This window comes from Spiroplasma eriocheiris, assembly GCF_001029265.1.
Classification (GTDB): domain Bacteria; phylum Bacillota_I; class Bacilli_A; order Mycoplasmatales; family Mycoplasmataceae; genus Spiroplasma; species Spiroplasma eriocheiris.
The window spans coordinates 591,233-605,402 of the sequence record NZ_CP011856.1 but is presented as its reverse complement, the minus strand read 5'-3'; the positions used below and the strand labels follow the sequence as shown (position 1 = coordinate 605,402).

The 14,170-nt window shown below is 26.0% G+C and carries 14 protein-coding genes; 3 read left to right on the top strand and 11 right to left on the bottom strand.

The genetic code is table 4. The features are described 5' to 3' along the window. Position 1: 1 nt before the first annotated feature. The 3 genes from SERIO_RS02780 to SERIO_RS06830 all read right to left on the bottom strand — a co-directional run bounded on the left by SERIO_RS02780 (position 2) and on the right by SERIO_RS06830 (position 2,875). On the bottom strand, positions 2-1,420 hold the full coding sequence (locus SERIO_RS02780; protein ID WP_047791377.1) for an amino acid permease: 1,419 nt from the start codon (positions 1,418-1,420) through the stop codon (positions 2-4). Positions 1,421-1,427: 7 nt separating this feature from the next. Continuing rightward, positions 1,428-2,477, bottom strand: a complete 1,050-nt coding sequence (locus tag SERIO_RS02775) for an alpha/beta hydrolase (RefSeq protein ID WP_047791376.1) — start codon at positions 2,475-2,477, stop codon at positions 1,428-1,430. Positions 2,478-2,746: 269 nt separating this feature from the next. Then, positions 2,747-2,875 carry a hypothetical protein gene (locus tag SERIO_RS06830; protein ID WP_257787438.1) on the bottom strand — a complete coding sequence of 43 codons (129 nt, stop codon included), beginning with the start codon at positions 2,873-2,875 and terminating at the stop codon, positions 2,747-2,749. 331 nt (positions 2,876-3,206) lie between these two features. On the opposite strand from SERIO_RS06830, the gene SERIO_RS02770 reads away from it, so the two are divergent. Then, on the top strand, positions 3,207-4,109 hold the full coding sequence (locus SERIO_RS02770) for a hypothetical protein (protein ID WP_047791375.1): 903 nt from the start codon (positions 3,207-3,209) through the stop codon (positions 4,107-4,109). 196 nt (positions 4,110-4,305) lie between these two features. Here SERIO_RS02770 and SERIO_RS02765 read toward each other — a convergent pair whose 3' ends face one another. From SERIO_RS02765 to SERIO_RS02745, 6 genes are all read right to left on the bottom strand, one after another. Next, positions 4,306-4,677 (bottom strand): hypothetical protein, encoded by a 372-nt coding sequence (locus SERIO_RS02765; RefSeq protein ID WP_047791374.1) that lies wholly within the window; start codon positions 4,675-4,677, stop codon positions 4,306-4,308. A gap of 559 nt (positions 4,678-5,236) precedes the next feature. Then, a complete protein-coding gene (locus SERIO_RS02760) occupies positions 5,237-5,668 on the bottom strand; it encodes a DnaJ domain-containing protein (protein WP_047791373.1) in 432 nt (143 codons plus the stop codon). Positions 5,669-5,676: 8 nt separating this feature from the next. Next, positions 5,677-6,045, bottom strand: a complete 369-nt coding sequence (locus SERIO_RS06275; protein ID WP_257787441.1) for a DNA cytosine methyltransferase — start codon at positions 6,043-6,045, stop codon at positions 5,677-5,679. Positions 6,046-6,050: 5 nt separating this feature from the next. Continuing rightward, the gene (locus SERIO_RS06270) at positions 6,051-6,350 is read right to left on the bottom strand and encodes a DNA cytosine methyltransferase (RefSeq protein WP_053040820.1); all 300 of its coding nucleotides are present in this window, start codon (positions 6,348-6,350) and stop codon (positions 6,051-6,053) included. Positions 6,351-6,446: 96 nt separating this feature from the next. After that, positions 6,447-9,599: a DEAD/DEAH box helicase family protein gene (locus SERIO_RS02750; protein ID WP_047791372.1), complete on the bottom strand. Its 3,153-nt coding sequence runs from the start codon at positions 9,597-9,599 to the stop codon at positions 6,447-6,449. Positions 9,600-9,681: 82 nt separating this feature from the next. Next, the gene (locus SERIO_RS02745) at positions 9,682-10,605 is read right to left on the bottom strand and encodes a hypothetical protein (protein WP_047791371.1); all 924 of its coding nucleotides are present in this window, start codon (positions 10,603-10,605) and stop codon (positions 9,682-9,684) included. A 188-nt stretch (positions 10,606-10,793) separates the two neighbouring features. On the opposite strand from SERIO_RS02745, the gene SERIO_RS02740 reads away from it, so the two are divergent. Next, a complete protein-coding gene (locus SERIO_RS02740) occupies positions 10,794-11,888 on the top strand; it encodes a hypothetical protein (RefSeq protein WP_047791370.1) in 1,095 nt (364 codons plus the stop codon). A gap of 51 nt (positions 11,889-11,939) precedes the next feature. Here SERIO_RS02740 and SERIO_RS02735 read toward each other — a convergent pair whose 3' ends face one another. Further along, positions 11,940-12,698, bottom strand: a complete 759-nt coding sequence (locus SERIO_RS02735) for a hypothetical protein (protein WP_047791369.1) — start codon at positions 12,696-12,698, stop codon at positions 11,940-11,942. A 224-nt stretch (positions 12,699-12,922) separates the two neighbouring features. On the opposite strand from SERIO_RS02735, the gene SERIO_RS02730 reads away from it, so the two are divergent. Then, a complete protein-coding gene (locus SERIO_RS02730; RefSeq protein ID WP_047791368.1) occupies positions 12,923-13,672 on the top strand; it encodes a hypothetical protein in 750 nt (249 codons plus the stop codon). A gap of 71 nt (positions 13,673-13,743) precedes the next feature. On the opposite strand, the gene SERIO_RS02725 is transcribed toward SERIO_RS02730, so the two are convergent. Beyond that, a complete protein-coding gene (locus SERIO_RS02725) occupies positions 13,744-14,073 on the bottom strand; it encodes a hypothetical protein (protein ID WP_047791367.1) in 330 nt (109 codons plus the stop codon). Between the last annotated feature and the right edge of the window lie 97 nt (positions 14,074-14,170).

Sequence of the window (14,170 nt, the reverse complement as noted above, 5' to 3'; positions counted from 1 at the left end):
ATTAATCTTTAATTTTAGTTATTTTTTTCTTCGCCTGTCATGTTTTAATTAAATGTTGCCCATATTTTTTTAAATAATAAAGTGGGTAACCTGCAAACATAATTCCCATTGTAATTAAACAGTTTCATAATTCTCACATATTTTTTGTAGTTTTTCCATAAAAATACATCGCAATAACAGCGCCCACAAATGTTATTAAGCACGCAATTAAGGACAAAACAGTTAAGAGAATAAAGACCGGAGTGGAATAAATGCGTTGATATGTGGGATCACGATAACGTAAATAAATAATAACTACCATGGTTAATGTTTTTAAAACGCTCACTGCTAAGATAAAATAGTTCGTAACTTGAAATAGTGATGATCATAAAATATAAATAATAGTTAAAACAGTTAACAGCAACATTGCTAAATATGGCATGTTAGTTTTAATTGTTGTTTTTTGAAAAAATTTAAACAAGTCCCCTTCTTCACTCATTTTAAAAATTAATCGCGAATGATAAACTAAAAAAGAATTTAGTGATCCAATAAAAATTAAGGTGGCTAATCCGGAAAATAGATAACCAAGAAAGTTTGGAATCTTTGGATTATTAATAATAGCATAGTATCAAACATTAGTAATATTATTATTGGGATCTAACCAATTAAATGGTTTATTAACAGTTAATAGTCCAATCGCTAAGATTACATATAAAATAATAATTGCAATTGTGGACCAAATTAAGGCGCGGGGAATATTTTTGCGCGGTTCAATAACTTCCCCGCTAATATAAGTAATCGCTTCCATCCCCGAATAGGCAAACATTGTCATCGCAGTTGCTGGTAGCAATAAAAAAGACGCTAAATAAATTTGGCTAAGATTTTGGTTAATAGTATCTTTTTGAAAACTATCGGTATTACCATAAATCATAGCAATAATAAGAAGTAACCCAATTGGCAATAATTTTAAAATAGTAAACACAATTTGTGATCAACCCGTACTTTTTTTAATAAAAAGTTGTATTAATAATAGTAATAATAAAATAATAATCCCAAATAATTTGGCATACCATTCATTTTGTAAACCAGTAATACTTACAATAATATTGCCAAATGCTAAACAAGCAGTTGCGACAGCGGTTGCACTAACAAACAATACCATAATTCAACCAAATCAGAACGAACATGCATTTCACTTGGCTCTTTTAATTCAATAATAAGAAGTGCCATTTTCTGGATAAGAAGTTGCTGCTTCTGAAAATAATAGCATTTCGGGAATAACCAATAATCCCCCTAAAATTCAGGCAATAATCATCAGAATTGGATTAAACTGTGCTTGAAACCCAACTTGCCCAAACGAAACTAATATCGAAGTTCCTAAAGTGGCGGAAATTGCTAACATTAAAATTTGTCAGAAATTATATTTCTTTTGTAATTTCATTTTTTAACTATTGCTCACTTTCTAAGAATTTTTTAATTTTTGCTAGGTAAATATCATGACCTTTTGAAATTGCTTCGATATGATCCAAAAACGGAAGTGCCACTAATTCACTAAGCTGCTGAGACTCATATTTTAATTTTTGGTTAATAAATTTTTGACTCATAAAAAACGGAACAAAAACATCTTGTTCACCATGGAATAATAAAAAGGGAATGTTTTTAATTCGCTGATGCTCTTTTAGTAAGTTATATTTTTTAATATCAATTCTTAATTGTTGCTTAAAGATTCTTCGTAAACCCCAACTAATTAATCACCAGGGTTTTTGGTAACGATAAGTCATCACATATCGAAATTGAACTAACAAGTTACTAAATCCACAGTCACTAATTATTCATTTTAGCTTTGGATTCTGATAACCATAATTAAGAGCATACCAACTAGCACAACTAGCTCCCATACTATTACCAATAACCCCAAATTCGTCAACCAAATAATTTTTCATTAGTCATTGGGTGACATCTTCAACATTTTGCGCATTAAAATAACCAATAGCACTATATTGACCATAACTTAGACCATGGGCAACACTATCAAAAGTCACAATATTATAACCTTGTTGATAAAAATAATAAACTTGTCGCAGAGCTAAATACTTATTTTCAGTTCACCCGTGCAAACCAATTACTCATTTGTTAGAAAATGGGTTTTCTAAAATTAACATACTAAGTTCATTACCATTATGATTAAGAATGGTTAAATCTTTGATTTGTTGCTCTTCTTGGGGTGAAAAATTAAAATTAGTTAATTTTTTGACTGCTAAATCAGCAAGGTAATGTTCAAAACTATTAAATTCAACCAGCTTATGATCGATTTGCAGTTTTCCTGTTCGTTGATAATCTTGGGTAAAGTTAAAAAATAACCGACAGTATTTTTTTGATCAGTAATAAACGAGTGGAAATAAAAATATTAAAATTATTAGGTGTCATCAGTGGTAGCAAAATTTGCGATATCCCTGTTTTAAAACTTTCGAAGAGGGATTTTTATTGACAATTAGCATTTGTTCTCCTTTACTAATTTAACTCCTAATTTTACTTTAGCATAGGTGCTTAAAAAGACAATATTAAAAAAACTAGTTTCTTAATTTTCCAATAGATTTCATGATATTTTTTGGTAAAACAAGTTTAATAAAAATAAATGAAAAGAAACTTTTTAATTAATCACTTAAATAATTTTAAATAAAAAATCAACTTTAACATAAAAAATAGTTATTGTAACTATTTTTTATGTTAAAATTAACTTAGTTTTTTAATTATTTAGAATCAGTTTTTATTTTGAATTATTTGAACGTGATTTTTCACTGTTGCTTTGACGGCTTGAGTTTCCAGTATTTGAAGAAGTATGACTTTGTGTACTACTTTTTTGGTTTTCTTTATTGTTGTTCATACTGTTGTTCATAATCAATCCCTTCTTTCTTTTATAGGCGGGTAAATTAATATATGACCTTAATTAAATACAAAAATGTAATCAATATAACATATCCATTACTAGTTTAAATATTTAATTAATCAGTTAAATTTGCGTTTCCATAGTTTTCTTCCAATCACATTTAACATTTACCTATCAATATATTAATCCTATTAAAATCAAAAAGCAATAATTTTAATCATTTTTTTTAAAAAAATTAAAAATATTTTATCAATTACATAAATTAATTATTAATTTAGTGCTAGAATAACAACAAATTAGATTATTTTTTAATTATTTAAAATAGAAAGACTTTTATAAAATGACTAGTAATTTTAATTATCTTCATGAACAGCAAGATGAACAATTAGAAAAATTAATAGAAACCTATGAATATAACTTAATTAATAATAATGCTGATTTTAATTATGGAAATCATGGTAGACAAATTTTAGAATATGTTACTGCTAAATACGTTAGTGAAACTAATAAATCAGTTAGTGGTAGAATCCCCAAATGCTGAGAAGAAAAATATAAAGATGAATTGCCAAAAAGTATACTAAATATTATTAATCTAATTAGAACTTGAGGTAACGAAACCTCTCACTCTAACTTTAGACAAACTTACAAATTGGGATGGGCAGAATATATAACTATTTTAAAACATTTATGGTACTCATTAAATTTTATTTTTAAAAAAGAAAATTTTGAATTTGATGAAAGTTTTTATTTGAAAACAAAAACAGATCTTAATTTAAAAAAAGATCAAATTATTAATCAAAAAATAAATATTAAAATCGCAAAATCATATAATGGTACTTTTACAGAATTTAAGGGGTATCTTAATAAAAACCATTACAAAATTTTACGCTGGAAGGATTATGCTCATAAGTGAGAAGATTTTATTAAAAAATATCAAAATTTTTATTTTGGTGCCAATAGTTATTTTGCCGTTATAACCTGGGGTCATCAAGAAAGTAGATTGAATAATGAACAATTATTTTTTAAAACCTCTGAAATTAAAGAGTTAACCAATGTTTATGATTTGATATCTATTGCTAGTAAAAGTAGAAAACTATTAGCTAGTCAATCAATCATAGCAAAATTACAAATTTTTCATGATAATAATGACATATATTTAACAATATTTATTGATGAATTTTCAACATTTGCTGGAACTTCAGTTACTGTAAACTTTAAAGTAAATAATATTATTTTTAAATAGAGTAATCTTAACAGAAATAATCAAACTATGTTAGTTTTAAATAAACTATAATAACTAAGTAATTAATATAAAAATAGTCATCTTTAAAAAAGATAACTATTTTTATGTTTGAGAACCATCAGAAATATTTTTATTCAATTGTTGAAATTAAAACTTTTTTTTTAATTTACTACTAAAAGTTAAATTTACTATTAATTTATTTTAAAATAAAAGTAAATTCGTCACTTTCTCCTTTTAAAAATGTTGAATTTAAACCAGTGATTACTTTAATTGTGTGCTGCCCTGGCGGTAAAGAAAGTTCATCCATTTTTAGATTAGGATCTCTATAATCAATATCATCAATAATATAATAATAATCAAAGCCATATATTAATTCGTCAAAAGAATAATCTTGATTAAATCTAAATTTATCAAAAATACCATAAATAGCACCTTGAAAAGCATAATAAACTGAACGTCAAAGAAAACTATCCCCACTTTTTAAAAAAAGTTCAAATGTTTCATTAACTCAATAAGTAATACTCAATCTAACATCAGGGATATTTTTTTTAAAACTAAATTTACCCATAAATACTTGTGAATTAGGAGCTCCTTCCAAAGTAATTAATGTTTTACCAACACTGGGATTACGAGCATATAGTGTTGCTAAATTATCATATTTTATTAATTTATCATTTATTGTTAATAGTAAATAGATTTCTAAGGAAGATAAATCTAAAATACTATTAATACTTTGATTATTTAAATGTTATTATTTAAAAAATTAGTTTTACTTGGATTAATTAATTTATTAGCAGTAACGCCACTAGCAACTGGACCTGCTAAAGATATCACTGCCAACAAGCTTAATAATTTTTTTATGATACTTCACCCACTTTTCTATATCTTTAAAAATTGGTAAATTAAGAGGTCGTTTTTATTAAATATTAAAATATAATTATTAATTTTTTATTTTAATTATTATTTAAAATATTGAGTTAATTTTATAAATCTGCCTTTTTACAATATCTTTTCGATCCCATTTAATATTTACCTAATTACATAATAATCCCTTCAATTTTAAATTCAATAAATTTCTTTATTTTTTGTTAAAAAATAAAAAATATTTTATTTATAAATAAAATATTTTATGCATGTTCTTTTTGAAACATTAGTTTTTCATATCCATCATTAATTTTTTTCATAATTTCTTCGCTATTGACACTTTTATTAACATCTGGATGATATTGCTTAGCTAACCGGCGATAAGCTTTCTTAATATCTTCTTCTGATGAATTTGAACTTATTCCAAATAATTTATATAAGTCTTCCAACTCCTCTTGCGACTCAACATTATAATCAAAATTATTATTAAATCCATCAAAAAAATTAGCAAAATTAGTTTCAAGAATTTTAATAAATTTTTGGTAAAGTTTTTGAATTTCGGCAATATACTCATCAAGAGTTTTTTGAAAAAAAATATTTAATTCATTAATAATATTTTTATCGTTTCATCGTAAATAAAATTTGATTCGACTTAAAATTTTGAAACTCCCCGGAACTAAAAATGTTGCGAGCATTTTTCTAGTTATCAAAATGTTAATTGCATTGTAAAAGTTTTATATCCTAACTCATCATTTAAATAATTTATCCATTCATTATAATCAACAATATGTTTATCATTTAACATGTTTGGAACATTTTCTAAAAGCAAATATTTAGGTAACCGATTAATTGATAATTCTTTTAATTCATTTAAAATTCTTTGAATTTCTCATAATAATCCTGACCTAGTATTGTCTCCTTTTTTCATTCCTTTTGCTCGCCCCATATTTGCAATTGATAAATCCTGACATGGAAAAGAGTAAGTTAATAGATCAAAATCAAAATTTAGATCATTTGCCTTTATATTTTTAATACTACCCAAATTTTTTGTTCGGTGATCAGCAACTACTAAACGCTTTAAAAAAATATATTTTTTTTATGAAAATTCTTAATAGGCTCTTTACCATCATTTGAATATACTCTTTTTTGCAAATAATCAAAAATATTTTCTAAATTATTCTTAGCTAAATACCGATCAACTTCATTTGCAGTTAAATTTCCATAATGAATGGCATCATATGAAATTAAGGCATGCACATCTCATTCGGAAATATTAACTATTTCATAATCAAAATTTACTTTTCGTTTCTTAATATTTGTTAATGCTTTGTGTTGAGCACCAATTCCGGCAAATGTTTCTAAAATTTTAAATTTCATCTATAAAATCTCCTCTAAATGTAAGTTTAGATATAAAAAAAAAAAAAAAATGCAATAGCATTTTTACGTTAATTTCTTTTTTTATAAAAATAAAAATTATAAAATTTTAAATTTAAAATTAACAGGGTTTGAACCTTCGCTATCCAAATACTGTGCTTTTCCTAAAAAAACAAAAACTTTTGCTAAAAATCCTTTATATCTATTTTCTAACTGAATATCATTAAAGAAAACATAGATATCTTCATAAGACTTTAATAAAAGATCATCTGGATCATTTGCAGTTGTTTTACGTTGAGACGCTCATAAAAACAGCTTAGTTTCATAATAAAATTTATTATAATAACCATATTCAGTATCAATTGAAGATTCAGAAGCCATGATAACTATCGGTTTATTAAGAGAACCATCTTTATTTTTATTCATTATAATTCCGTACACTGAATTTAAACTTGAACTTAAATTTGGATAAATATTATTTATTATTAAAATTTGTGGACGAGTTAAAATTGTTCCCCTAGGAATATCTATATAGTGTAATTTAAAATCATCTTTGAATAAAATATCTTCATACTCTAGTTTATAATTAATTAATAATTTTATTTCATATAATAAATATTGGTAGTTTTCTTTAATATATTTAATATATAATTTTCAGTTTTGACCAAATTGAGGTTCTATTTTTTTTACTACCGAAGAATTTAAAATTGATCCCACAAATAGCTTATCTAATAAATCAATATGAATGTAGTTTTTATTATTAATTAATGTTTTAAAATAATTTAGTATAGTATAAGAATTTAAATATATAAAACTTTGAAAAATATTTATATCTAAAGGCTCACTCGTTTTTAACAATGATTGTAAGTAACTTCTAATTTCTTGTAACTTTGGATCTTTAATTTGACTATTATCAATGCCTAAAATACTATCAACAAAAGAAAATTTTTTTTCATAAATATGGCCTGGTTCTAAATTAGAATTTATAAAAAACCTTGCATAACCATCTAAGCCATTTCTTAAGAATTGATTTTGTAATTCTTTTTCATATCAATTTCTTTGGCCAATATTTTTAATCATTTTAAAGATTTTCTCTTTAACAAATTTTTCAAATGTTATAGTACAACCAGGAGGTAATTCTTCTTGTTGTAAAATTGCTTGCTCTAAATTATCACTATTAATAAATAAATTAGCAATTCCACTCTTAATAATTTGGTCATTTTCATATTTCGGAATAAAATCTAACACCATTAGTCTCTTATTTTCCAATTTTCGAAGTCCTCGCCCTAATTGCTGTAAAAATAGTACACTCGAATTAGTTGGTCGCAAACGAATAATAGTATTAATTTCAGGAATATCAACACCTTCATTTAACATGTTTACCACACATAAAAAATTAATTGTCCCCGCCCGGAAGTTTTGCAAAATTTGATAACGATTAATAATAACATTAGGGTTAGCAGATACTAAAATATCTGATTTATAACCCACGGATTGTAAAAATTGATTTACTTGTTCACAGTGTTCAGTATTTACACAAAAAATAACACATTTGGTAGTATTAACATCATTAATATATTCTTTAATTTTTTGCAATAAAAGTTGATTACGATCAAACATTTTAATTCTTTTTCAAACATCATTAGTTTTGCTAATATCAACATTAATTAAATTTAAAAAATCATCATTAATACAATAGTAGTCAAATTCCGAAAGCATCCCATTATCAATAGCATCCCAAATTCTTAATTCATAAGCAATATCATCATCAAAATATTTTGCAACACTTACTCCATCAGCTCTTTCGGGAGTTGCTGTAATTCCAATTTTTTGCCCTTGAAAATAGTTAAAAACTTTTTGAAAAGTATTAGCTTCAATATGATGTGCCTCATCAAAAACAATATATTCAAATTCTGAGGGGTCAAATAAATCTAACTGCTTTTCTAAAGTCTGAATGGTTGCAAAAATATGGTTACTATTTTGAAGATCTTTATTCACTCCTGAAAAAATTTGGCCAAAGTTAAGATCACCAAGTACATTTTGAAAAGTTGTCTTTGCTTGTTCAATAATTTCTTTTTGGTGGGCAATAAATAATAAGCTTGGGTATTGGTTACCTTTAATTTGCTTTTTATAATCAAACGCCACCACCATCGTTTTTCCCGTTCCCGTCGCCATAACGATCAAATGCTTATCCTTATTCAAAATTTGACGACGATATTCCAACTTATTTAAAACTGAATCTTGATAAAAATTAGGACGATAAAAAGTTGATAGTTCTTTAATTTTTTGTCTTAAATCTTTATTATCATTAGTAAAAGAATCTTCACATTTTAGTTTTGCTCGGTTTAATCTAATTTTTTCAAATAAATAATCTCGCTCTGTAAGATTTGATAAATCAATTAATCTTTTATTTCAAATTTTGTCAAATGCCATTTTTATTTCATTAAATAATTTTTGATCTTTAAATTCAGAAATTTTAATGTTTCATTCTCCCCCAGTTATTAAACCAGTGATTGTCATATTAGAAGAACCTAAAATTGCTGTTGAAAAACCAGTTTTTCTTTTAAAGATATAGGATTTAATATGAATCCGTTCTTTAGTATTATCAACGTCTTCCACTTTCACTTTAAAATTAGAATATTTATCAACTAATTCACATAATTCTTCTAAATCAACATAATTTCCTGTTCCATCAAAAGTTGTGGTAATAATATTAACCGGTTTATTTCTTTTTTCTAAATCTAAAATAATATTTTCAATTTTCCTTAAAATTGGTTTAGAAATAAAAGGAACAATAATAAAAACTTCATCTGAAGTTACCATTTCCCGTTCAAAATCGGTCAATAATTTTGAAGAATATTCATTAGTATATAAAAAAGATTCAGATAATGGAATTAAAGGGCGGTTTTCATAAAAATTAAATTCACGTTCTCTTTGAATAGATAATAAAAGCTTGTTTGAACTTTTAGAATTAATAGGGATCTCTTTATTAGTTAATGGATAATTATCTAGTAACTTATTAATTTGACTTATTAAATCTATTTTTTCACTAATATTTTTAGTATCTCGTAATTTATTAATTAGTTTATTTTTTGATAAATAAGTTACTAAATAATTATCGATATCAAAAGAATTCCCTAATTCAGTTGGAATTTTATCATTTTTAAGATCTACATATTTATATGATAAAAATTCGTCTTCTTTAATATCCTCTAGTATTAAAAGCTCTTGGAGCCCTTTTTCTTGTTTCATTCTTACTCACCTATTAAACAGTATAACATAGAAAAAATATTTTTTTATTAACTAAATAAAGATCTAAATATTTTTAAAACTACTATTCAATTCTTAAATCATATATTTTCCCATCATCGGTTAAAATATAAAGCCAATTACCAAAAGTTTTGACATCAATAATACTATTTTTCTCAATAATTTTTAACACTTTAATTTCATTATTATCAATTTGATAGATATTCCCCTTATTATCCCCACCATAAATAAAGTTATTATTATCTAATGCAATATTAAAAATTACTCCTTTACGTAATCTATTTATTAAAGTTCAGGTATTATTTTGATAAAAATAAAATTTACTTGCCCCATCATCAGCACTATCTAAAATTGCTAAGATATTATTTTGGTTGACAATATTATAAACTTCACCATTCACATGGTAAAATTTTTGTCATTGTTTCAGAAGCGCATCATAAGTTTCCAGATCACCATTATTAAAACCAAAAATAATATTTTCATTAAGGTGATTAATACTTAGAATACTAGTATCGGCAAAATTATTAATTAAGTGGGCTGGTTCAACCCCAGCCTGACCAGTATAAACATTACCATTGCTAGCCCCCGCATATCATCTTCCTTCATAACAATAAACACTATAGATTTCTACTCCTTTCCCCGCCAGCAACTTTGTAACAGTTGGCTTGTTAAAATTACCAGTATAAACAAAGCCATTAACAGTACCAACATACCAATTATTACTATTTCAATCAACAAATAAACTTAAGATTAAATCAGATAATTCAATTGCTTTTAATATTTGATGTTGATAACCAATAATTAACTTACTATCACTGGCAACATACCAATTATTATGGGTATCAATTTGTAACCGATAACCCTGCTGAGTTGGAACGGTTGTTAATAATTCAAAATTAGTCCGCGCAGAAGGATGACAGGCAAAAAGGTTAGCACCAACTATTGTGCTAAAAACAAAACTAGTTAAAATTTTTAAAATTTTGTGCATAATAAAACTCCCTTTAGGTTATGTAATTATTTTTATTATAATAAAGAATGCTTTTAATAATTATTGTTAAAAATAAATCTTTTAAATGTTTAAAAAGTAAGGTAATTTTTCCTTTTAAGTTGGCATCCGGAGAAATTGATCGTTTACAAAAAATAACGTATAATTATTATAAGGAATGGTGGAAACATATGCGATGATTAATTAAGTTATTATCTTTAACGATTGTAGTTGGTGGTTTAACACCCCTAAGTGCTTGTAAAAATACTAATAGTTCACCAACTAATCACAAACCAACACCACCGCCAATTGATCCGGACGATAATAATAATGATCATAATAATGGTGAAGATGAAAACCCACATAATACGGTAATAATTCATTCGGAGATTAACGGTTATGAGCAAGAAAAAGAAGCCTTAACTAGTTTCCTAAAACAAGTTACTTTTAATAATGCTTTTGAACAAGACTGAAATCGTAGCTCAAAAACAACTGCTGTTAGAAGTTTACCGACCCTGTTATATAATTGAATCTTTTATAATTATGATGTCCAAAATATTAATGTTGGGGGTGAAACAGTTAATTTAACTTCTTTTATTGAGCAAATTAAACCAACCGTTAGCATTACTAGTAACGGAACTGACAAAGAATATAGTTTTACTAATCTAAATGATTGAAAATATAATAGTAAATATCATACTATTGATAATATTCGCTTACAATTTAAATTAGCTAACCACGAAGGTTATGTTTTTGACCGGACAATATCGGTGATGTTTTTAGAAGAAGACTGGGGTTATGTCGCTAATATGATTGATGTTGGTTATCGTAATAATTTAATCCAATATTTTAAAACTAACCCTAATTATTGACAAACATGAATAACCGAATGAAAAACCAATACGCCAACCACCCAACAAATTCAAGTAAAACTTTTTAGTATCTTAAAAAATTTTAGCCGTCCTTCGGTGATGAAAAATAATCCTTATTTTATTGATCCCCTACTGTACCATTATGGTGTTTATAAATATGGGCCTGATGATCACGACCAAGAAGAACCAACTGATGAAGATATTGCTGGGCAATTTGCTCGTTCATATAAAACAACTTATGAATTTTTTAATGACCCGTGAAACTTAGATGATTTCTTTCCAACCATTGAACAAGATTACCAAGCCATTTATTTTTCTTATGAAGCAAATTTTAGTTGTGAAATTAAAAGCTTTGCAAGCACAACTAGTTTATTTTTTAATATTCAATTTTCAGCAATTATCAATAAAAAATAATTATAATCTTGTATCTTCATCAGCAGAATCAAAACTATCTAAAGTAGTTAATTATTGATCTTTTGCTTCTTCTTCCTTAATTTGTTGCGCAATATTTTGTTGTTTTTCCTGATTTTTTTTCTTAACTTCTTCACATAATTCTTTTAATGCCGCCGTGGCAAGCTCTACTTTTTCAACTTCCTCTTTTGGAAGTTCTACACAAGGGGGATTGTCAAGTGGTGGCGGTTCTTCTGATGGGATGTCTAAATTAAAATTATAAAATCACCTAAAGTCTTCCTCACCAAAATGTTGGTCATCAAATTGCCTTGATAATTCATCATTTGAAATGTCAAAGGATGCGCTTCGAATATGATTTAGCACATTAGAATTTAATTTATTACGGTCATAAGCCATAACTTCCATATAGTTGTCCCTAATAAGAGTCGGCCTCATAATATCAGAATTTCATCCGGGAACAAAATTTAACATTTCAGGACATTGTTCTTTGAACTTCAACAGCATTCCATGATAACTCCCAGTTCAGCGATTAAAAAGGCAATCACTTAAATGTAATGTTAGTCTTCAAGTTAGTTTTTCATTTATCCGAAAATTATGGGTTGATCTGGGAACTAATCCATGTAATATTAGATTAGTTGTGCAAATATCTTTGGCGTCATTACAAAGTTTTAAAAAAGTTTCTCAATCCTCAGGCGCTAATTTTGATTTTACATATTCTTCATAAAAATTAGCCCTATTAATTTCCACCATTTCGCTAGTTATATCCCGAATTGAAGTGTCCTTTTTTCATAAAAGTTTTAATCATTCAAACATAATTACTTAACCTCCTGATTAATTAAAAAGTACCTAAAATAAGTAAATATTTTAGGTACTTTGCGCACTCTTTTAAGTTGCTAATTTAATTTTAACGAAAATATTAAAAATAACACACGAAAATAATTATTACTTTTAGAATATTAAAATGACTAATTTTTCATAAAGGTGGTAAATATGATAGAATAAAAGCAACAATAAAAGACTAATAAGGAGAATTTTATATGAATTTAAGTATGTATAAAAAAGCAGAAATGCATCCAATGATTGAAAAAACAATGGAGTTAATTTTACATATTGGATTACCAATTATTGTCACTGAAGTTGCCGGTTATTATTTAGAAAGGTTAGAATTAGCAAGTGGTTATATTTTAATAATTAAACTAGCATTAGTGATTGTCTCATTAATCCTTTCTGCTTTCTTAATTGTGCCGTTAATTTACTTAGCAGTAAACTATCGGCTATTTCGTTTCATTAAAAAATTTAAAACCCATACTTTATTCAATTATAATAATAAAATTGCTAATGAAGATTTTAATGAATTACTAAAAACCTTATCAATTGATAATTATCACCATATTGTCCAAAAAATTAAAGATGAGCGAAAATTTAAAGAGTTATTGCCAATCACTGATTTAGAAATTAAATACAACTGGTTTAATGGCAAAATCAAAAGCTTTGTGCTTGTGATTCCTGGTTATGGACGCATTAGTATGTATAACCAAGAAATTTATTTAGATCATAAAAACCATTTAATGTTATTACACATTAACCATTATATTAAAACTAACTTTTTATTAGATACTATTAAAACTAATGATTTTCATGGGACAAGTTTAATTACCTTTAGTTGTTTTACAGGGAAGTTAAACTCATGATATTATTTCACCGATGCCACTCGTCAAGAATACGGAGTAGTTGTTAACCAAGCCGAATTTTTAGGCGTACACTCGGATTTAAAAAAAGATCATTAATTAAGAAGAATGAAAAAAGGTTTAATTATGTTAACATAATTAAACCTTTTTAAAAACTAAAATTTGTAATTTTAAGCAACTAGTGAAAACTCACGAACACTATAATCAGTTTTTTCAGTAAATTTATTTAAACGTTTTTTGTAAGTAATGATAATGTTTTTAAAGTTATCAAAATCAAATTCTGATTTTAATTTATTAGCCACATCATCTCATGCAATACAGTGCACTTCATTACCATTATCTTCAACTCAGAATTCGAATAAGTCGTGTGACCCACCATCTTTTGAGTTAACTGTTTTAAAGTTAGTTCCTTTATCACCAAGAATTGGAAATTGAACATTTGAGATTATATCATCGTTTCTTCTTTGAAAGTTGTTATTACTTCTGTTGTTGTTGTACATCTTTTCCTCCTAAAAAATCATTCATAATGAGTATATTTAAAAAGTATTTTTTAAATCGTTCTGGAAATTTTAAGATTATTATGTAAAAATAATTGTA